This is a genomic window from Enterococcus xiangfangensis (assembly GCF_005405365.1).
Classification (GTDB): Bacteria; Bacillota; Bacilli; order Lactobacillales; family Enterococcaceae; genus Enterococcus_A; species Enterococcus_A xiangfangensis.
Window position 1 is genome coordinate 106,600 of the sequence record NZ_BJDX01000006.1, and the last position, 21,086, is coordinate 127,685.

General features: G+C 41.0%; 20 protein-coding genes. 17 read left to right on the forward strand and 3 right to left on the reverse strand.

Annotated elements, in window-relative coordinates:
* Positions 1–77 precede the first annotated feature (77 nt).
* Both FFM68_RS08705 and FFM68_RS08710 read left to right on the forward strand, forming a co-directional pair.
* Positions 78–278 carry a DUF3173 domain-containing protein gene (locus FFM68_RS08705; RefSeq protein WP_000633909.1) on the forward strand — a complete coding sequence of 67 codons (201 nt, stop codon included), beginning with the start codon at positions 78–80 and terminating at the stop codon, positions 276–278.
* A gap of 26 nt (positions 279–304) precedes the next feature.
* Positions 305–1,498, forward strand: a complete 1,194-nt coding sequence (locus tag FFM68_RS08710; RefSeq protein WP_000237798.1) for a site-specific integrase — start codon at positions 305–307, stop codon at positions 1,496–1,498.
* A gap of 67 nt (positions 1,499–1,565) precedes the next feature.
* Here the strand turns inward: FFM68_RS08710 and guaA are convergent, their stop codons facing one another.
* Both guaA and coaA read right to left on the reverse strand, forming a co-directional pair.
* Positions 1,566–3,134: a glutamine-hydrolyzing GMP synthase gene (guaA, locus tag FFM68_RS08715; protein ID WP_137618951.1), complete on the reverse strand. Its 1,569-nt coding sequence runs from the start codon at positions 3,132–3,134 to the stop codon at positions 1,566–1,568.
* Between the two features lie 55 nt (positions 3,135–3,189).
* A complete protein-coding gene (coaA, locus tag FFM68_RS08720; protein ID WP_137618952.1) occupies positions 3,190–4,113 on the reverse strand; it encodes a type I pantothenate kinase in 924 nt (307 codons plus the stop codon).
* Positions 4,114–4,558: 445 nt separating this feature from the next.
* Here coaA and FFM68_RS08725 point away from each other — a divergent pair, with 445 nt between their 5' ends.
* From FFM68_RS08725 to FFM68_RS08795, 15 genes are all read left to right on the forward strand, one after another.
* The gene (locus FFM68_RS08725; protein ID WP_137618953.1) at positions 4,559–5,140 is read left to right on the forward strand and encodes an SGNH/GDSL hydrolase family protein; all 582 of its coding nucleotides are present in this window, start codon (positions 4,559–4,561) and stop codon (positions 5,138–5,140) included.
* Positions 5,141–5,145: 5 nt separating this feature from the next.
* Positions 5,146–5,745, forward strand: coding sequence for a class I SAM-dependent methyltransferase (locus FFM68_RS08730; RefSeq protein ID WP_137618954.1), 600 nt, complete (start codon positions 5,146–5,148; stop codon positions 5,743–5,745).
* 129 nt (positions 5,746–5,874) lie between these two features.
* Complete coding sequence (locus FFM68_RS08735) at positions 5,875–6,891, forward strand: LacI family DNA-binding transcriptional regulator (RefSeq protein WP_137618955.1); 1,017 nt, start codon at positions 5,875–5,877, stop codon at positions 6,889–6,891.
* A 139-nt stretch (positions 6,892–7,030) separates the two neighbouring features.
* Positions 7,031–8,332 (forward strand): pyrimidine-nucleoside phosphorylase, encoded by a 1,302-nt coding sequence (locus FFM68_RS08740; RefSeq protein ID WP_137618956.1) that lies wholly within the window; start codon positions 7,031–7,033, stop codon positions 8,330–8,332.
* 76 nt (positions 8,333–8,408) lie between these two features.
* Positions 8,409–9,071, forward strand: coding sequence for a deoxyribose-phosphate aldolase (deoC, locus tag FFM68_RS08745; RefSeq protein WP_137619034.1), 663 nt, complete (start codon positions 8,409–8,411; stop codon positions 9,069–9,071).
* 13 nt (positions 9,072–9,084) lie between these two features.
* Entirely contained in the window at positions 9,085–9,477 is a 393-nt protein-coding gene (locus tag FFM68_RS08750) for a cytidine deaminase (RefSeq protein WP_137618957.1), read from the forward strand.
* Between the two features lie 59 nt (positions 9,478–9,536).
* A complete protein-coding gene (locus FFM68_RS08755) occupies positions 9,537–10,631 on the forward strand; it encodes a BMP family lipoprotein (RefSeq protein WP_137618958.1) in 1,095 nt (364 codons plus the stop codon).
* A gap of 189 nt (positions 10,632–10,820) precedes the next feature.
* Entirely contained in the window at positions 10,821–12,356 is a 1,536-nt protein-coding gene (locus FFM68_RS08760; RefSeq protein WP_239585144.1) for an ABC transporter ATP-binding protein, read from the forward strand.
* Positions 12,349–13,479 carry an ABC transporter permease gene (locus tag FFM68_RS08765; protein ID WP_137618960.1) on the forward strand — a complete coding sequence of 377 codons (1,131 nt, stop codon included), beginning with the start codon at positions 12,349–12,351 and terminating at the stop codon, positions 13,477–13,479. The genes FFM68_RS08760 and FFM68_RS08765 overlap by 8 nt, the downstream gene beginning before the upstream one ends.
* Positions 13,479–14,432 carry an ABC transporter permease gene (locus FFM68_RS08770; protein ID WP_137618961.1) on the forward strand — a complete coding sequence of 318 codons (954 nt, stop codon included), beginning with the start codon at positions 13,479–13,481 and terminating at the stop codon, positions 14,430–14,432. The genes FFM68_RS08765 and FFM68_RS08770 overlap by 1 nt, the downstream gene beginning before the upstream one ends.
* Positions 14,433–14,846: 414 nt before the next feature.
* Positions 14,847–16,019, forward strand: a complete 1,173-nt coding sequence (deoB, locus tag FFM68_RS08775; protein WP_137618962.1) for a phosphopentomutase — start codon at positions 14,847–14,849, stop codon at positions 16,017–16,019.
* Positions 16,020–16,046: 27 nt separating this feature from the next.
* Positions 16,047–16,865 carry a purine-nucleoside phosphorylase gene (locus tag FFM68_RS08780; RefSeq protein ID WP_137618963.1) on the forward strand — a complete coding sequence of 273 codons (819 nt, stop codon included), beginning with the start codon at positions 16,047–16,049 and terminating at the stop codon, positions 16,863–16,865.
* 16 nt (positions 16,866–16,881) lie between these two features.
* Complete coding sequence (gene deoD / locus FFM68_RS08785) at positions 16,882–17,586, forward strand: purine-nucleoside phosphorylase (RefSeq protein ID WP_137618964.1); 705 nt, start codon at positions 16,882–16,884, stop codon at positions 17,584–17,586.
* A 167-nt stretch (positions 17,587–17,753) separates the two neighbouring features.
* Positions 17,754–18,503, forward strand: a complete 750-nt coding sequence (locus FFM68_RS08790; protein ID WP_137618965.1) for an alpha/beta fold hydrolase — start codon at positions 17,754–17,756, stop codon at positions 18,501–18,503.
* Positions 18,504–18,630: 127 nt separating this feature from the next.
* On the forward strand, positions 18,631–19,818 hold the full coding sequence (locus tag FFM68_RS08795) for an iron-containing alcohol dehydrogenase (RefSeq protein ID WP_137618966.1): 1,188 nt from the start codon (positions 18,631–18,633) through the stop codon (positions 19,816–19,818).
* A gap of 139 nt (positions 19,819–19,957) precedes the next feature.
* Here the strand turns inward: FFM68_RS08795 and FFM68_RS08800 are convergent, their stop codons facing one another.
* Positions 19,958–20,953 carry an acyltransferase family protein gene (locus tag FFM68_RS08800; RefSeq protein ID WP_137618967.1) on the reverse strand — a complete coding sequence of 332 codons (996 nt, stop codon included), beginning with the start codon at positions 20,951–20,953 and terminating at the stop codon, positions 19,958–19,960.
* Positions 20,954–21,086: the final 133 nt, after the last annotated feature.

Here is a 21,086-nt window from a genome sequence, read left to right on the forward strand (position 1 = left end):
TATTATCATAAAAATATTTGATATAATTATAGGTGAATATTGGAGTTTTCCTAGCCTATAATGGGAAAGGAGTAATAATGATAACGGTCACAAAAAAAGATTTAGTTGAGCTAGGATATGGAACTTCTTTTTCAGCAGACATCATAAAAAAAGCAAAAGAATTGATGATTACAAAAGGGCATACCTACTATCAATCTCGAAAGTTAGATAGAGTCCCTCGTGAAGCTGTTGAAGAAATTCTAGGAATTCGGTTTTCAAATGAAAACAGGTCTGAGTAGTTTTTGCACAGTAAGGAGTAAAAACTATGGTTAAAGACCCAATAAAAAAAGCAAAGAATGGAACCTATTATTTTCGTGCAAATCTAGGTTATGATTCTAAAGGAAAAAAAATTCAAAAATATCGTAGTGGATTCACTACTAAAAAAGAAGCAAGAGAAGAATATTCAAAACTACTACTGATGAAACCAGAAGAATTAAGTGAGAATAAGGATAAAATGACGTTTAATCATTATATCTTTGAAATTTTTCTTCCATGGTATAAGACACAGGTAAAGCTCAGAACATATGAAAATCGCTTACCAACTATTAAGAAACATTTCTCTTATTTTGATAAAATGGCTGTTTCCGATATTGAGCCTATTGATGTGCAAAATTGGCAACTAAAATTATCAAAGAAATGTAAGTCTTCTTATGTGAGAGCTGTTCAAGGACTATTTTCAGTTGCTATGGATCGAGCAATTGTCCTTGGGATAACCACCACAAATCCATCTAAGATTATTGGCAATGTGAAAAAGCAAAAGTCTAAAATTGAATTTTGGACAAAAGAAGAATTTGAAAAAGTAATCTCTCTAATTTATAAAGAAGATTACTATCAACACTTTTTATTTATCTCTCTGTGGTTTTTATTTATGACTGGAATGCGAATTGGTGAAGCTACTGCCATTCAATGGGAAGATATTGATTTTGACTCTGGAGTACTAACCATCAACAAAACACTTTATTACAAGAATCAATCGGATTATAGATTTGTTGAACCAAAAACAAAGGCGAGTGTTCGTCATATTGTATTAGATGAATGTACTCTAAATTATCTATCCGAATGGAAGAAAGCACAACAAAATCTAATTCAGACAGACTTTGTAATGAGCTATAACGGTATTCCTACCCAAAAACATACGCTAGCACATGCTATTGAACGCTATGCTAAGCTGGCTAGTATTCATCGAATCAGAATTCATGGTTTACGGCATTCGCATGCTTCCTTGTTAATCAGTATGGGAGAAAACCCACTCATCATTAAAGACCGTTTAGGACATGAAGATATTGAGACGACTTTAGGAACGTATGGACATCTTTATCCTAACAGTAATTTTGAGGTAGCTAACAAATTAAATGGAGCCATTTCCTTTAAAGAAGCAAAACAAAATTATGATACTTCACCAAAGAATCAATTTACTGTAGACTACTTGCGAAACAAAGAAATGAAAAAAGTGCAATAAAAGTGCAGTAAAAAAATAAGAAGAGCCAGAAACCCTTGATAAACAAGGATTTCTGGCTCTCCTACAACTACTCCCACTCTACTGTTGCAGGTGGTTTACTTGTAATGTCATACACGATGCGGTTAACGTGTGCGACTTCATTGACGATTCGAACGGAGATTTTTTGTAAGACGTCCCATGGGATACGTGCAAAGTCTGCGGTCATACCATCGATAGATGTTACGGCACGGATGCCGACAGTGTAATCGTATGTGCGGCCGTCACCCATAACGCCGACTGAACGGATGCCTGGTAGCACAGTGAAGTATTGCCAGATGTCGCGGTCAAGGCCTGCCTTAGCGATTTCTTCGCGTAAGATCGCATCGGATTCACGGACGATCTCTAATTTTTCTTCAGTAAGTTCACCGATCACGCGGATACCTAGTCCAGGTCCTGGGAAAGGTTGACGCCAAACGATTGAGTCAGGCATGCCAAGTTGTGTACCAAGTTCGCGGACTTCGTCTTTGAACAAAGTATTCAGCGGTTCGATTAATTCGAACTGCATGTCTTCTGGCAGCCCACCTACGTTGTGGTGTGATTTGATTGTTTGAGCTGTTTCGGTTCCTGATTCAATCACGTCGGTATAAAGGGTTCCTTGTGCTAAGAACGAAACGCCTTCTTGACCAGCGAGTTTGGTTGCTTCATCGTCAAAGACATAAACGAATTCGTTTCCGATGATCTTGCGTTTTTTCTCTGGATCAGAAACGCCGGCTAATTTATTCATGAAGCGTTCACGAGCGTCGACTTTGATGATGTTCAAGCCGAATTTTCCGCCAAGAGCGTCCATGACTTGTTTGCCTTCGTCTTTACGTAACAGGCCATGGTCAACGAAAATCGATGTTAATTGGTCGCCGATTGCTTTTTGTAAAAGGACACCAACAACGCTTGAGTCCACGCCGCCTGATAGACCTAATAAGACTTTTTTGTCGCCGACTTGTTCACGGATCTTCGCGATTTGCATATCGATAAAGTTATCCATCGTCCAATCACCTTTACATTGACAAACATCTAAGGCAAAGTGACGTAATAATTCGTTTCCGTATTCTGAATGACGAACTTCAGCGTGGAATTGAATACCGAAAAAGTTGCGGTCAGTATCTTGGATTGCAGCAATCGGGCAGTCTTTGCTAGTACCGACTTTTTCAAAACCTGCGGGTAATTGAGTCACTAGATCGCCATGGCTCATCCAAACAGTTTGTTCTTTTGGTGTGCCGGCAAATAAGACGGCATCATCAGAAATGACTTCCAATGTTGCTTGACCGTATTCGCGGTTTTTAGCGGGTTCAACTTTTCCACCTAAGTTATAAGTGATCAGTTGCATGCCGTAACAAATACCTAAAACTGGAATGCCTAATTCGAAGATTTCTGGATCGATAGAGAAGGCGCCTTCGTCATAGACACTGTTTGGTCCGCCGGAAAGAATAATTCCCTTTGGATTGATAGCTTTGACTTCTTCAGCAGTGATACGGTGGCTCATAAGTTCTGAGAAGACACCAAATTCACGGATACGACGAGTGATTAATTGGTTATATTGACTACCATAATCAAGAACAATGATTTTTTCTACATCTGTTAATTCGGTAGAAATGTTTGTCACAATTATTACCCCTTTTCAAGTTTTATTATATAAGAAAGCGAGCTTTCTTTATAAGCTAGTATTTACGCAAAAAGATTTCATCAATAATATGATGTTTTGCCTTGTGCAAGATGATATCAGCTCGGCCTCTAGTTGGCAAGATATACTCTTCCAAATTCTTCAAGTTGATATTTTTCCAGACATCTTCCGCCATTGCTAGTGCGGCTTTGCGGTCACCGACAGCGTAGTCGTAATAATAGTTGTCAGGATCTTTAAAGGCAGTATCCAATAAGGATTCGAACCGCTCTAAATACCATTTTTCGACTAATTTTGGATCTGCGTCGACAAAAATCGACAAATCGAAAAAGTCGCTGACATAGATTTGCTGGTTGGCGGGCAACTGCAATGTATTGATCCCTTCCACAATCAAAATATCCGGAGAATCGATCAGCTCGTGTTCGCCTTCGACGATGTCATACACATCATGAGAATATTTTGGGATTGGGATGTTTTCTTTACCTGATTTGACTTCATTCAAGACATCGATCAGTTTTTCCATATCATAACTTTCGGGAAATCCTTTGCGATCCATGATGCCGCGTTCTTCTAAAACGGCATTCGGATACAAAAAACCGTCAGTGGTGATCAATTGGACTGTTTGATGTTTGAACAAGCGATCCAACAAGGTCTGCAATAAGCGAGCGGTGGTACTTTTTCCGACGGCGACACTTCCGGCGATACCGATAATAAATGGTGGCATCTTCACGTAACGATGCAAAAACAACCCTTTACTCAAAGTCAGCGACTCGAAATCTTTCATATAAAGATGGATCAAATGACACAAAGGAACATAGACATCTGTCACATCTTTCATCGATATTCGATCGTTCAAACTTTTGATGTTATCAAGTTCTGCTTGGGTTAATGGGGTGTTTCCCGGGGTATAAAAATCTTGCCACTGGTCGCGGGCAATTCGAAAATAGTTCCCTCTTTCGTTCATAATGACCTCCTTATTCATATCAAGGTATTCATTTTTTATGCCGTATATCATTCCTCTAGGCATTTCAACTCATCTGTTCAAGTCAATATTCTTTCGTTCGACCCAAATAATCTGTGAAGAGAGGAACTGAGATCCTTTAATAACTGCGCTTATTCTACCATAAAAAAAGCGTCAGAAAGTGCTTCATTTCCAAGAAATCCGAATAATTTCTTGACAAAAAATACTATCTTACATTTTAGCCGAAAAAAACAGCAAAAAGCTATTATAATGGTAAGAGTTTCATTGTTTTTTTAGTTGCGGATAGAAAAACTAGTGAGAAGTTAAGAAAAGGGTGAAGTTGAGCCATACTATTTGATTAATTAATCGAATGTTTCATGCTATGATAAAGGCGATGAATCCAGTTGAGAACAAATGAAAATTGAATCTGCAAAAAGGAGTGTGTATCATGAAAAAGATTGTGTTGTTTGGCGACAGTTTATTGACAGGTTTTATGGATGGGAAAACGAGTGATAGTTTAGCAAAATACATTTTGGCTGAATTGACTGAGATGGGTTTTCCTGGTTATGAATTGGTCGAATTAGGAAAATGCGGAGAATCTTCGTCTGACGGCTTGGCTCGAATTGATGAGGCAGTGGAAGCGGAAGGCGATTTTGTAGTGATTTCTTTTGGGACCAATGATTCATTGCGGCAAAAAAATACGCTGGAAGCATTCGGAGAAAATATCAAAGAGATGATTGAATCTTTCGATGCGTCCAAAGTGATCTTGCTGACAACAGGCTATCTCAACACGGATATTTCAGTTGGTGGCGACAACGAGCAGCAACAGCGCTATGCTCAAAAAGCAAAACAAATCGCTCAAGAAGTTGGCGTGAACGTGATCGATCTTTATCATCACATGACCATCTATCCAAAACCCAATGAGTTTGTTCAAGCGTTTGACGGTATCCATCCATCAAAAGAAGGATATCATTTCTTAGGTGCTTTGATCGCTCGAGATATCAAAGAAAAATTACTAGCAGAAGGGTAAAGTGTATGACAAATCATTACTATTCAGAAAATCCTGAGACGGCTCATGACTTGCATCAATGGTCATTTGAACTAGCAGGAAAAAATTTCCAATTTGTAACAGACAGCGGTGTTTTCTCCCGCGATACAGTGGATTATGGCTCGCGTGTTTTGATCGAGCATTTTGACGCGAAAGATCTACCAACAGGAACGCTGCTAGATGTCGGTTGCGGATATGGTCCGATTGGGATGGCAGTAGCGCATCAAACAGAGCGTCCAGTAGAGATGATCGATGTGAACAATCGTGCGGTGGAGTTAGCGCAAGAAAACGCAAAACGCAACGGCATCGAAGCGGACATCCATCAATCGAATATTTATGAAACCTTACATCAAACAGAATATGCAGCGATTATTAGCAATCCGCCGATTCGGGCAGGAAAAACAGTGGTCCATCAAATTTTGAGCGAGGCAGAACCGTTATTGAAAGTTGGCGGAACACTGACGATCGTAATCCAAAAAAAACAAGGCGCACCAAGTGCAAAGAGCAAGATGGAAGAGGTTTTTGGCAACGCTGAGATCGTGGCAAAAGACAAAGGCTATTACATTATTCGCAGTGTAAAAGAATAGCAGCAACTGCAAGTGTCTTAATGAGCTTGCAGTTTTTTTATTTGAATAGAAAAAAGGCTTTTAACAAAAAAGCTTTCTTTCTAAAATTTCCTTTGCTACACTTAAAAAAATGCAGAAAGAAGGTCCGTCATGAAGATCACTATCAAAGAAATCGCTGAAATCGCTGGCGTTTCAGTCACGACAGTATCGCAGATTTTGAATAATAAAGGCAGTCGTTTCAGCGAACAAACGCGCAAAAAAGTTCTAGCGATCGTGGAAGAATATCATTATAAACCAGATTTTTTCGCGGCAAATTTGATCAATCGTCACTCTAAAACGATTGGGATGATCGTCCCTGATGTGACTGATTTCTTTTTTTCAAAAGTGATCGAAGGGGTAGAAAGTTACCTGAATCCATTAGGCTACATGATTATTTTATGCAATTCACGGCATGACAGTGAACAAGAAAAACGTTATCTAAATGAATTGTCGCACCGTTCAGTTGATGGAATCTTATTAGCCACACCCAATTATTTAGCAGATGAACACAAACTTGGTAGTGAATTTTATCGCAAACACCCAATCGTTTTGATTGACCGCGGCTTGAATGATCGCGACTGGGGTCAGTTACTAGTGGAAGAATATGCAGGCGCGCAAGAAGTTTTGCGGATGTTAGTTGAAAAAGGCCATCGTCATATCGGTATGCTGAAAGAAAGCCAAGGCTATTATCAATTGACGGAGCGGGTGAAGGCTTACCGTCAAGTTATTTTTGAATACCAACTGCCTTTTGACGAAAGTTATATTTGCGCCGGGCAATTGACGATCGCTGGCGGCTATCATGCTGCAAAAGAAGTCTTAAAAAATAAAAAAATCACGGCGATTTTTTGCGGAAATGATGAAATGGCTATCGGTTGTTACCAAGCGATTCATGAAGCTGGATTAAAAATTCCTGAGGATATTTCTGTTGTCGGATTTGATGGGTTAGAGGTCAGCCAATATATGGTTCCGCCTTTGACGACGGTCTTTCAGCCAAGTACGGAAATTGGATTTTCGGCCGCAAAATTTCTAGTTGACGCGATTAATTTCCCTTCACAGCGAATTCCGAATAAAATCTTTCAAACTAAATTAATTATTCGTGAGAGTGTAAAAAAATTGGACCGGGGTTGACAATGCGATTTCAACTCGGTATAGTAACAATGGCAGCGCTAACAGAAAGCGCTTCTTCTTTAAGTAAACTGTTTTACTAAAGTGGTTTACCTTTCGCCATTTTGTTGTATAATATTTTGTGAAGCTTGGAGGAATTCCTATGAGAATGGTAGATCTAATAGAGAAAAAACGTGATGGAAATATCTTATCAAAAGAAGAAATCGATTTTATTATTGAAGGCTATACGGCCGGCAGTATTCCAGATTATCAAATGAGTGCGTTATTGATGGCGATTTTTTATCAAGATATGACGGATGAAGAAATCTCACACTTAACTTTAGCGATGGCAAACTCAGGCGACATCATCGATTTATCCTCTATTGAGGGCATCAAAGTAGACAAACATTCAACCGGCGGTGTCGGAGATACAACGACATTAGTTTTAGCGCCGCTTGTAGCAAGTGTTGGTGTACCAGTAGCTAAAATGTCTGGCCGTGGGTTAGGCTTTACTGGCGGAACTTTGGATAAATTTGAATCAATCCCTGGCTTTAAAATCGAATTATCGGATCAAGAATTTATTGATATCGTGAATAAGAGTAAAGTTGCGGTGATCGGTCAGTCTGGCAATCTAGCACCGGCGGATAAAAAGCTTTATGCGCTGCGTGATGTGACGGCAACAGTTGATTCAATCCCATTGATCGCTAGCTCGATCATGAGCAAAAAAATCGCGGCAGGTGCGGATGCGATTGTTTTAGACGTGACGACTGGCGAAGGCGCTTTTATGAAAAATATTGATGACGCAAAACGTTTGGCAAAAACAATGGTACGGATCGGCAAGCTTGCGGGTCGACAAACAATGGCGGTTATTTCAGATATGTCTGAGCCATTGGGTGAAGCAATCGGTAATAGTTTGGAAATCGTTGAAGCAATCGATACCTTGAAAGGTCATGGACCGGCAGACTTAACTGAAATGTGCTACGTTTTGGGCAGTCAAATGGTCGTGTTGGCTAAAAAAGCAGAAACGTTAGAAGAAGCACGGGCAATGTTGGAAGAAGCCCTGCATTCTGGCAAAGCGTTAGAAAAATTCCGTGAAATGGTCAAAGACCAAGGCGGCGATGCGACAGTGATTGATCAAACGGAAAAGATTTTGACTGCAAACTATGCGATCGAATTACCGGCTAAGACTTCCGGTTATGTCACAAAATTAGTAGCAAATGAAATTGGTATCGCAGCAATGTTGCTAGGTGCAGGACGTAAAACTAAAGAAGACGGCATCGATCACGCAGTCGGTATCAAGCTGCATAAAAAAATTGGTGATCCCGTCACTGAAGGCGAATCATTATTGACAATCTATGCGAATTCAAAAGAGCTTGCCGAAGTTGAAACACTGCTATATCAAAACATTTCGATTGGTGATCAGCCCGAAGAGCCAGTTTTGATCCATGATATAATTACAGAATAGGTATTTAAAACTTTTTTATAAAAAGAAAGAATAGACTATAATAAAAGAAATGACTAAAAGAAATGGGGAATCATTAATGGAAATCAACCGCATGATCGATCACACAATCTTAAAACCAGAAGCGACACAAGCAGACGTGTTGAGAATTATCGAAGAAGCAAAAAAATATCGTTTTTACTCAGTCTGCATCAACCCAACTTGGGTAGCGCTTGCGGCAAAAGAATTACAAGGTGAACCAGTGGCCGTTTGTACTGTGATCGGCTTCCCGCTTGGAGCAAATACAACTGAAACCAAAGTTTTTGAAGCTGAAAATGCGATCGCTAATGGAGCGGACGAAGTAGATATGGTAATCAACATTGGCGAACTAAAAGGCGGCAATGATGAAAAAGTTCAAAAAGATATCGAAGCAGTAGTTGCAGCGGCAAAAGATAAAGCTTTAGTCAAAGTCATTATCGAAACAGCGCTATTAACAAATGAAGAAAAAGTCAGAGCTTGCAAATTATCAAAAGCAGCTGGTGCAGATTTTGTTAAAACATCAACTGGTTTTTCAACTGGCGGCGCAAAAGTGGAAGATGTCCGCTTGATGCGTGAAACAGTCGGATCAGAAATGGGTGTCAAAGCTTCCGGCGGGATCCACAACGCTAAAGAAGCAGAAGCAATGATCGAAGCAGGTGCAACTCGTTTAGGCGTCAGCTCAGGTGTTGCGATTATGAACGGACTTTCCGGTACGGGGTACTAGGAGGCAATTAAAATTGAGTAAAAAAGAATGGATTGACATTGCAGTTGACGCGCTTGATAAAGCGTATGTCCCATATTCAAAATTTCCTGTAGGTGCGTGTCTCGTAACGAAGGATGGGAAAACGTATCAAGGGATTAATATTGAAAATGCTTCTTTTGGCTTGACTAACTGTGCGGAACGAACGGCTTTTTTCAAAGCTGTTTCTGAAGGCGAAAGAGAATTTAGTCATCTAGTAGTCGCCGGTCACACACCAGAACCAATTTCGCCATGCGGTGCTTGTCGGCAAGTTATGGCAGAATTTTGTGACCCAGCGATGCCAGTAACCTTAGTCGGTGACAACGGGACAGTCAAAGAAATGACTGTTGAAGGATTACTGCCATATATCTTCACTGACAAAGATTTATAAACCACGTTCATTCAGTCGCATGACTGTTGAAAAAAACATATTTAGGGGGCTTTACAGAAATGAAAAAAGCAAAATTATTTGGCCTAGGTACTGTAGCGATGGCAGCATTGCTAGCACTAGGAGCTTGCGGCGGAGGCAGCGGCTCAACTGATTCCTCAGGCGGAGCGTCTAAAGAAGATGCAAAACACAGTGTTGCGATCGTAACAGATATTGGTGGTGTGGACGACCGTTCATTTAACCAATCAGCTTGGGAAGGACTTCAAGCTTGGGGGAAAGACCACGATATCAAAAAAGGTAACGGCGGATATAACTATATCCAATCAAACGATGCTTCTGAATATGAACAAAATATCTCACAAGCTGTTTCTAACGGATTCAAAACAGTCTTTGGGATTGGTTATTTGCTAGCTGACCCAATCTCAGCAGCAGCAGATCAAAATACAGACACAAACTTCGTTATCATCGACTCAGTTATTGACGGCAAAGATAACGTTGCCTCAGCAACATTTAAAGACCAAGAAGCTGCTTATCTAGCAGGTGTAGCAGCGGCTGAAACAACGAAAACTAATAAATTAGGTTTCGTTGGTGGTGAAGAAGGAGCTGTCATCGACCGCTTCCAAGCTGGTTTTGAAAAAGGTGTAGCAGACACTGCTAAAAAACTAGATAAAGACATTTCTGTAGACGTACAATACGCTGCTTCATTTGGTGATCCAGCGAAAGGTAAAGCACTAGCTGCAAATATGTACAACGGCGGAGTGGATATTATCTATCATGCTTCCGGCGGTACAGGTCAAGGTGTCTTCTCAGAAGCCAAAGCTCGTAACGAAAAACTAGACGAAGCGGACAAAGTTTGGGTTATCGGTGTTGATAGCGATCAACAAAAAGAAGGTAAATATACTTCTAAAGATGATAAAGACAGTAACTTCTGTTTGACTTCAACACTTAAAGGTGTAGGCGCAGCCGTGCAAGATATCTCAACTCGTGCATTAGAAGACAAATTCCCTGGCGGCGAACACTTAGTTTACGGATTGAAAGACGGCGGTGTTTCTCTAACTGACGGATACCTTTCTGACGATGCTAAAGAAGCTGTTAAAGAAGCAAAAGATCAAGTTGCTAATGGCGACATCGAAGTTCCAGAAACTCCTGAAAAATAATTCAGGTGACCATAGCCTCCGATATGCGAGGCTATGGTTCTCTTTTAAAAAAGCCTTCTTTTTTTAGATAAGTCGCAGCCGGTGCTGGATTTATCTAAGGGAAGAACGCCCTTAGCGTTGCAATAGTTTGTCAGGTAGAAAGCGATAGGATGTGAATAGAAAGTGGCAGAAGAACAAAATGTCATTGAGATGCGCAACATCACCAAACAATTTGGCACGTTTAAAGCGAATGATAACATCAATTTACAAGTCCGAAAAGGAGAGATCCATGCCCTTTTAGGAGAAAATGGTGCCGGTAAATCGACGCTGATGAATGTTTTGTCCGGTTTATTACAACCAACTTCTGGTGAAATTTTGATGGATGGTCAAAAGGTCGACATCTCAAGCCCCACTAAAGCAAATCAGTTAGGAATCGGGATGGTCCATCAACATTTCATGTTAGTTGATGCCTTTACCGTCACGGAAAATATTATCTTAGGCAGTGAGCCAAGTAAAAACGGCATACTAGACCAAAAGAAAGCCAGAGAGGAAATCGAACGTTTGTCGCAGGAATATGGGTTGAAAGTGGATCCGGATGCGTATATTCGTGATATCTCAGTCGGGATGCAACAACGTGTAGAAATTTTAAAAACGTTGTATCGCGGCGCAAATGTTCTGATTTTTGATGAACCGACGGCGGTATTGACGCCACAAGAAATCGATGAATTGATCGCGATTATGGGCGGGCTGATCAAAGAAGGCAAGTCTATTATTTTGATCACACACAAATTAGATGAAATCAAGAAAGTTGCTGATCGTTGTTCTGTTATTCGTCGGGGACAATACATTGGAACTGTCGACATAAAAGATGTCAGCTCGCAACAATTAGCTGATATGATGGTTGGACGCTCTGTTTCATTTAAAACCGATAAAGTACCGGCAACACCAGGCGAAGTCGTTCTTTCAATCAAAGATCTAGTTGTAAAAGAAAGCCGCGGTTTAGAAGCGGTCAAGAACTTATCGCTGGAGGTCCATCGCGGCGAAGTTGTTGGAATCGCTGGGATCGACGGCAATGGTCAAACAGAATTGATCCAAGCATTGACTGGTTTGCGCAAGGTCGAAAGTGGAACAGTAATGATCAACGGTCAAGATGTGACTGGCAAAGCGCCGCGTCAAATCACTGAAACGGGTGTAGGGCATGTTCCAGAAGACCGGCATAAATATGGTTTGATCTTACCACTGCCATTATCAGAAAATATTGCTTTGCAATCTTATTATCATGAACCATTTAGTAAGAACGGTATCTTGAATTATGGTGAGATCGATCGTTATGCCAAACGTTTGATTGAAGAATATGATGTGCGGACGACTGGTGAAAAAGCTCCTGCAGCCTCACTTTCTGGGGGGAATCAGCAAAAAGCCATCATTGCACGGGAAGTTGATCGTGACCCTGATCTATTGATCGTCGCGCAACCGACTCGCGGACTAGATGTTGGAGCAATCGAGTATATCCACAAACGCTTGGTCGAACAGCGTGATAAACAAAAAGGTGTTTTATTAGTAAGTTTTGAGTTAGATGAAATTTTAAATGTCTCTGACCGCATCGCGGTTATCCATGCTGGCGAAATCGTCGGAATCGTGGATCCAAAAGAAACTTCTGAAAATGAACTTGGCTTGTTGATGGCTGGGTATAGTTTAGAAGAAGCACGGGAAGAATTAGCAAAGGCTGGTGAGACAAATGAATGATCGCTCAGAAAAAATTAGAAATATGTTGGTACCGATCGTTTCGGTTATTTTAGGATTTATTCTTGGAGCCATTTTGATGGCAATATTTGGTTTCAATCCAATCGAAGGCTACAATGCGATGTTCAGCTCGGCTTTCCAAAGCAAAATGTCTATCGGAGAAATTTTAGTTGGTGCCGGACCATTGATCTTTACAGCATTAGGGTTCTCTGTTGCTAATTCCGCTGGATTTTTCAATATTGGGCTTTCAGGTCAAGCTTTGTGCGGTTGGGTCGCAAGTATCTGGATCGCCTTGAGCATGCCAGATTCACCAAAATTTATCGTATTACCGGTCGCAATTATTGTAGGTGCTTTAGCAGGTGCTGCAGCTGCAGCAATCCCTGGTTTGTTACGGGCATTTTTTGGAACTAGTGAAGTTATCGTAACAATCATGATGAACTATGTGATCTTATACGTAGCGAACCATATCGTTAACCATGTAATCTCACCAGATGTTATCTCCAATAAAGGGGTCACAAAAGCTGTTGGCTTGAACGCTTCTTTGCGGGAACCTTGGCTGACTAATTTGTTTGGCGGTTCTCGGGTCAACTTGGGGATTATTTTAGCGGTTGTGTTCTTAGTCGTTGTTTGGTTCTTAATGAAACGTACAACACTAGGATTTGAAATTCGTTCAGTTGGTTTGAATCCTTTCGCATCGGAATATGCCGGAATGAGCAGCAAACGGACGATCGTGATCTCAATGATCATCTCTGGTGCTTTGGCAGGACTAGGCGGCGTTGTTTACGGTCTTGGAACATTTATGAATTACTTTGTTCAAGGTTCTTCACTAAGTATTGGATTTGATGGGATGGCAGTCTCATTACTTGGAAACGGCAGCTCGATTGGAATTTTATTGTCGGCCTTACTATTCAGTATCTTGAAACTGGGTGGACAGGGGATGCAGTTCTCAGGAATTCCTAGTGAATTAGCGAATAGTGTGATTCCGTTGATCATCTTCTTTGTAGCGATCAACTATATCGTGCGAGTTGCGCTTGCGAAAGTAATGGGCGGTAAAAAAGAAGTCAAAACTGTTCAAGAAGTAGAAAGTGCTCCGAACGAAGAATCTGAAAAAGGGGGCAAAGTCTAATGAATATGGATTTATTAGCGTCAATTATTGCTCAGACACTCGTGTATTCTGCACCATTGATCTTAACAGCGCTCGGCGGTGTATTTTCTGAACGCGGCGGGATCGTTAACGTTGGTTTAGAAGGAATTATGGTAGCGGGTGCCTTTAGCTCAGTCGTTTTCAACTTAGCATTTGCTGAACAATTCGGTACGATGACACCTTGGCTGGGTGTTTTAGTCGGCGGTCTAGCCGGGATGGTCTTTTCGTTGCTGCACGCAGTAGCGACGGTCAATTTCCGGGCCGACCATATTATCAGTGGGACAGTTATGAATCTATTAGCTCCTCCGTTAGCGATCTTTTTGATCAAAGTGCTTTACGGAAAAGGACAAACAGATACAATCCAACAACAATTCGGTTATTTTGATTTTCCAGGACTAAGCAAGATCCCTGTCCTTGGCGAATTATTCTTCAAAAATACCAGTTTGCCAGCGTACTTTGCTATTTTAGTCGCTGTGATCTCTTGGTTTGTCATTTTTAAAACACGTTTCGGATTACGCCTGCGTTCAGTTGGTGAAAATCCGCAAGCGGCGGATACATTAGGGATCAACGTTTACGCGTTGCGCTATTCAGGGGTCTTACTTTCAGGCTTCTTAGGCGGAATGGGTGGAGCAGTCTTTGCACAATCGATCGCAGGACGTTTTGCCGCAACGACGATTGCTGGACAAGGATTTATCTCATTGGCAGCAATGATCTTTGGTAAATGGAACCCGCTAGGAGCAATGGGCGCCGCAATCTTCTTCGGCTTCGCCCAAAACTTGAGTATCGCCGGTTCAAACTTGCCGATCATTTCGCAAATCCCAGATGTGTATTTGCAATCAGCACCATATGTATTGACTATCATCGTACTGGTTCTCTTCTTAGGAAAATCAGCCGCACCAAAAGCCGATGGCGTCAACTACATCAAATCAAAATAATTCTTTTGCAATCAAAGGGTGGGACTATGGGACAATGTTCTTAGTCACGCCCTTTTTGTCAGTTCTACTACCTGCTTTCAGCAGGTTAGTAGAATGATATGCGTGATGAAGATTAAGATAACTTTTTTGATTAAAAAAGTTATGACACTAAAACGAATTAGCAGCGAATTCCACTTCGCGTTTTAGCGCGCTTAGTGGAATCGTATGCGCGCGAAAATAGAATCATTTTTTGTGTTTTTTGAAAAATGAGTACAGCTATGCTGTCAATTCTGAAGTCTTTTGGTTTACGGGACTTGAGGAACTCAATATACTATAAGATGAGTCAGTATTTGATTGGAAATTATATGTTTGTTAAATCATGAGTAGGATATATCTTGCTTATTGGATATAAATTAATAGAAAGAGGGAATAGAAATGTTTAAGCGCATTCACTTAGTTGTTATGGATTCTGTCGGTATCGGAGAAGCACCTGATGCTGAAAAATTTGGAGATGTCGGATCAGATACACTTGGCCATATTGCTGAGAAAGCGGGATTGACTATTCCGCATTTAGAGCAACTTGGACTTGGGACAATCCGTCCATTAAAAGGTGTTCAAGCTGTAGCAGATCATGATGGTTATGCGACAAAATTGGAAGAAATCTCTGTTGGAAAAGATACAATGACCGGTCACTGGGAAATTGCCGGATTAAATATCAAAACACCATTCCGTGTATTTCCAGAAGGGTTCCCGCAAGAATTGCTAGATAAAATCTCAGAATTTTCTGGTCGCGGAATCATTATGGGTGCCAACAAACCTTACAGCGGAACAGAAGTTATCAAAGATTTTGGCGAAGAACAAATGAAGACGGGTGATTTGATTATTTATACTTCTGCCGATCCTGTTTTGCAAATCGCAGCACATGAAGAGATCATTCCATTAGAAGAACTTTATAAGATCTGCCAATACGTTCGTGATATTACGAAAGACGATCCTTACATGATTGGTCGAATCATTGCGCGTCCATATGTCGGCGAGCCTGGCAACTTTACCCGCACGAGCAATCGTCATGATTACGCGTTGGATCCATTTGGCAAGACGGTATTGGATGCCTTGAAAGATAATGGGAAAGATGTGATCGCTGTCGGAAAAATCAATGACATCTTCAATGGTCAAGGAATCACAGATGCCGTTCGTACGAAGAGCAACATGGATGGTGTCGATAAATTATTAGACGTTATGAAAAAAGATTTCACTGGGTTGAGTTTTACAAACTTAGTTGATTTCGATGCATTGTTTGGTCACCGTCGTGATGTCGTTGGTTATGCCCATGCGATCGAAGAATTTGATTTGCGGATTCCAGAGATTTTGGCAGCAATGCAAGAGGATGACCTCTTGATGATCACGGCCGATCACGGAAACGATCCAACATTTACAGGAACTGACCACACACGTGAATACGTTCCATTTTTGGTATACAGTAAAAAAATGACGGAACAAGGCAAATTACCACAAGGCTACTACTCAGATATCGCAGCGACGATTGCTGAAAACTTTGCGGTTCCAGCAACAGAAAATGGCGAAAGTTTCTTAAAACTATTGAAGTAAAAAAATACTCAGAAAAAGGAGCATTTTATGACAGACTTACGAGACAAAATCCAACAAACGGCGAACTACATTCAAGACAAAGGGGTAGCTGATGTCGCATTTGGTTTAATTTTAGGATCAGGTCTAGGCGAAATAGCAGAGGAAATTGAAAATCCTGTCGTCATTCCGTACAATGAGATTCCACATTTTCCAGTATCAACGGTGATTGGGCACGCGGGGCAATTAGTTTACGGTCGTTTGGCAGGGAGAAATGTTTTGGCGATGCAAGGTCGTTTTCACTATTATGAAGGAAATCCAATGGAGACAGTGACATACCCCGTTCGCGTAATGGCTGCTCTTGGAATTCATTCGATTGTTGTGACTAACGCAGCTGGCGGTGTAAATGAAAACTTCCAGCCAGGAAATTTGATGTTGATCACAGATCATATCAATTTTATGGGAACGAATCCATTGATCGGACCAAATGATGAAAAGATGGGACCGCGTTTTCCAGATATGAGTACCGCTTATACAAAAGACTACCAAGAAAAAGCGCGGGCAGTTGCTGATAAATTAGCGATTGATCTTCAAGAAGGTGTTTATCTTGGAATGTCAGGTCCAACGTATGAGACACCGGCTGAAATCAAAATGGCGCGGATAATCGGAGCAGATGCAGTGGGAATGTCGACGGTACCGGAAGTTATCGTGGCGGCTCACAGCGGAATGAAAGTTTTGGGAATCTCTTGTATAACCAACTTGGCTGCAGGGATGCAAGCAAACTTGAATCATACCGAAGTAGTCGAAACAACTGAGCGGGTCAAAGAAGATTTCAAAAAATTGATCAAAGAAACGTTAACCGTTTTATAGTCTGAGGAGGAATACAATGAGCGTTCATATTGAAGCAAAACAAGGCGAGATCGCTGATAAAATTTTGTTGCCGGGCGATCCGTTGCGAGCGAAATTTATCGCGGAGAATTTTTTAACAGATGCAAAATGCTACAATAACGTGCGAGGAATGTTAGGATACACCGGAACCTATAAAGGTGAACGTGTTTCTGTCCAAGGTACGGGAATGGGGATGCCGTCTGCCGGAATTTACGCGCAAGAGTTGATCCAATCTTACGGCGTGAAAAAATTAGTGCGTGTCGGAACTTGCGGCGCATTATCAAAATCAGTCCATGTTCGTGATTTGATTATTGCTCAAGGTGCGGTGACCAGCTCTTCAATGGTCGAGAAACATTTTCCAGGATTCCACTTTGCACCGATCGCAGATTTTGATTTAATGATGAAGGCCTATGAAGTAGCGAAAGAAAAAGGGTTCACTACGCATGTCGGCAATGTCTTATCAGAAGATACATTTTATAAAGATGATCTAGCATCAACTTTCAACTTAGCAGAGTATGGTGTGTTAGGGGTCGAAATGGAAGCGGCTATTTTGTATTACTTAGGCGCAAAATATAATGTTCAAACACTAGGGATCATGACGGTCAGCGACCATATGATTACTGGCGAGGAAACGACTTCAGAAGAACGGCAAAACACGTTCAAAGATATGATGTATGTCGGATTAGAAGCGATCATTGCTTAAAAAATAGAACCGTCCTTCAATTTTTGAAGGACGGTTTTTTGATTGTTCGTTTATTGATTGGAATAGTATTATCAAAAATCACAAGGTGTGCTGAATGATGAAAAAACTAGTAGAATAAGAGCAGGCTTGAATGGAAGCTGATTTTAAACTAGAAAAAGGGGACAAGTATGAAAGTTGTTGTGCGTAAACGGATGGTGGGGAATATTCCGTTGCTTGAAGTTGTTGCGGAAGATAAAATTTATGAACCATTGCCGTTGATCATTTATTATCACGGTTGGCAGACGGCAAAAGAACTAGTCTTGACGCAAGGACGCAAGCTAGCTGCTAAAAATTTTCGTGTGTTGCTGCCGGATGCCGCAAATCATGGGGAACGCAAAACGAAAATATCTGAGATCCCTTCTTTGACTTTTTGGGATAGTATCCAAACAAATCTCTATGAGTTTGGGTTTTTAGTCGATTATTTTGAAAACTTAGGATTAACAGTCGGAAAAATTGGTGTCGGCGGGCTCTCGATGGGCGGTATTACGACGTGTATGTTGTTGACGCAGCATCCGGAGATCGATGTTGCTGCTTGTGTGATGGGGTCTCCAGCACCAATCAAGTATCGTGAGCGGATCCGACTGCATGCCAGCGATTTAGGTTTTTATTTGCCTAAAGATTACCGGCAGCTGACTGCATGGTTAGAAGGCTACGATCTCTCCTTGTCACCAGAAAAAGTCGCTGATCGGCCATTATTTTTTTGGCACGGCACAATGGATGAGAAAATTCCTTATCAGCATACTGCTGATTTTGTTGAAGCAAATCCCCAGAAGAAGCTCACGTTTGTCAGTGCGGAAGAACGGCATTTTGTTCAAATTGCGACAATGGACCAGATCGCTGAATTCTTTGACGCTGAATTGAATCTGACAGCTTCTTAGAAAAAATTTTTTTCAATTATTGGTTGGCAGAATCTAGCAGCAGTACTAATAAATCAAGGGAAGTTAGTTTCATTTAGTGAATTTTTGGCTTATGATAAAAGGATAGAAGGAACTAGGAGGAATTTTAATGGAAAATTTTGATTTTCATGTGACGACGGACATTCGTTTTGGGAAAGACCGCTTAGCTGAATTGCCTGAAGTATTAAATTCATTTGGCAAAAATGTGTTGCTTGTTTACGGCGGCGGTAGTATTAAGAAAATCGGTTTATACGATAAAGTGATTGATCAGTTGCAAGCCAATGATACTCATATTTTTGAATTGGCAGGAGTCGAACCTAATCCGCGAGTAGAGACCGTTCGGCGCGGCGCAGAGATTTGTCGTAAAGAAAATATCGATGTAGTTTTGGCAGTGGGCGGCGGCTCAACGATCGATTGTGCGAAAGTCGTAGCGGCGGCTGCAAAATTTGATGGAGATGCTTGGGACTTAGTGTTGCAACGTCGGAAATATCAAGGCGGTGCATTGCCGTTAGTAACGATCTTGACGCTGGCTGCAACCGGTAGCGAAATGAATGCCGGTGCTGTGATCTCAAATCTTTCGACGCATCAAAAATTAGGGACCGGCAATAAATCGATGTTGCCAAAAGTTTCTTTCCTAGATCCACAAAATACATTTAGCGTGAATAAGTACCAGACAGCAGCTGGTTCGGCTGATATTATGAGCCATTTGATCGAAAATTATTTCAAACGAACAGAAGGAACGGACGTCCAAGATTCTGTTTCAGAAGGCTTGATGCGTTCTGTCATCAAAAACTGTCCGATCGCACTGAAGGATCCAGAAAATTATGATGCACGGGCGAACTTGATGTGGGCCAGCACGTTAGCGTTGAATGGTTTGACTGGTAATGGTAAAGCCGGCGCTTGGTCTTGTCATCCAATGGAACATGAATTGAGTGCATTTTACGATATTACTCATGGAGTGGGGCTAGCTATTTTGACACCGCGTTGGATGGAGTATGTCTTGAACGATGACACTGTCGATAAATTTGCCAGCTTTGCTTGGAACGTTTGGGGAGTAGAAGAAAAAGTTCCGATGTTGGCGGCTCGGATCGGTATTCAAAAATTATATGATTACTTTAAAGCTTGTGGTATCCCAATGACGTTACCAGAAGTTGGGATCGATGATGAAAAATTTGATGAGATGGCTAAACAAGCTGTCGCACATAACGCGATAAAAACAGACGCATATGTTCCGTTAGACGAAGCGGCAGTTAAAGAAATCTACACCGATTGCTTAACTGAAAGCAGTTTTGAATAAAAGCAAAAGGGAGTGACAAGAATCTTGTCACTCCCTTTTTTTGAATAGGTGTTCAGAAAATTTTTTTGGCAATAAGTCGAAATTTCCGGAAGCTGCCTATTTCTGTCACCTTTTTTTATCAAAAATGATGGAATCGAAATTAATCGTTTGGCATGATAAAATATAATATTCGTGCGATAGTCTTTTGCAAAGTCGTAGCCACTTTTGGTCTGGACAGTAAGTATAAAACTAAAAATGTTCCTGCTACTAATAACAGTAAATGAAGCAGTGGATTTTTTACATATTGGGTAAACTGAACGAGTGGCGCCACCAAATAGACATGAAGCAAGTAGATTGCTAACGTTTTTTGGCCCCATGAAGTAAAAAAATGTGGTTTGGGCGCTGCTAGACTCAAAAAAACAAAGACAAAGGCGAAACCAACTAAATAAAGCAGTACGCTGTTTAAAATATTTTGATAAATCGGTAACTTGAATAATAAGAATGAACGGTCACGCCACAAAATTTCAGGTGGGAGATCGGTCTGGACCCAGAAATAGGCCACTCCTAGTCCAATCAAGATGATCCCGATACTGATCACTTTGCGCCAACGCAAGCGATGGATTTTTTCTAGCAACGAACGATCCATGAAATAGCCGGCTAAGAAGTAGGGTAAAAATCCAAGTGTTCGCGCCAGTGCCATGTATGTCCCAAACTCGGTCAAAAAGCCGGAAAAAATTCCGATGATAAAACTTAAGAGTAAGATTCGCCGAACTTTGACCAGATCGGGTAGCAATAAACGCCAAATGAACATACAATACAAATACCAAAGTGTCCATCCGGGGCTCAAGATCGTAAACACATCGATCTTACCAATCGCCAGCATGATCAAGGATAAGATCATGTTCAACAATAGATAAGGAACAAGAAAAGTTTCTACAGCGGTGGAACGACCTTTGGCTAGATTTTTCGAAAAATAACCAGAAATAAAAATAAAGACAGGCATATGAAACAAGTAGATGAAAACGTAGAAAAATTCACCGACGATGTTATCCAAACGGAAATATTCCAATGCATGTCCTAAGACTACGAGTAGGATCAAGATACCGCGAATATTATCATAAAGGTATTCACGATTTGGTTTTGTGATTGTGGACACCTCCTGCAGATTCCGTTATGCTTAAGACGCAGATTGCGCTTTTTTTCTTAAATCTATTGTAGCATGAAAAGAAGTGTGCTACGCGATTTTATAGGAATTCTTTCAGAGGATAGCGATTCTGTTTACCAGGATC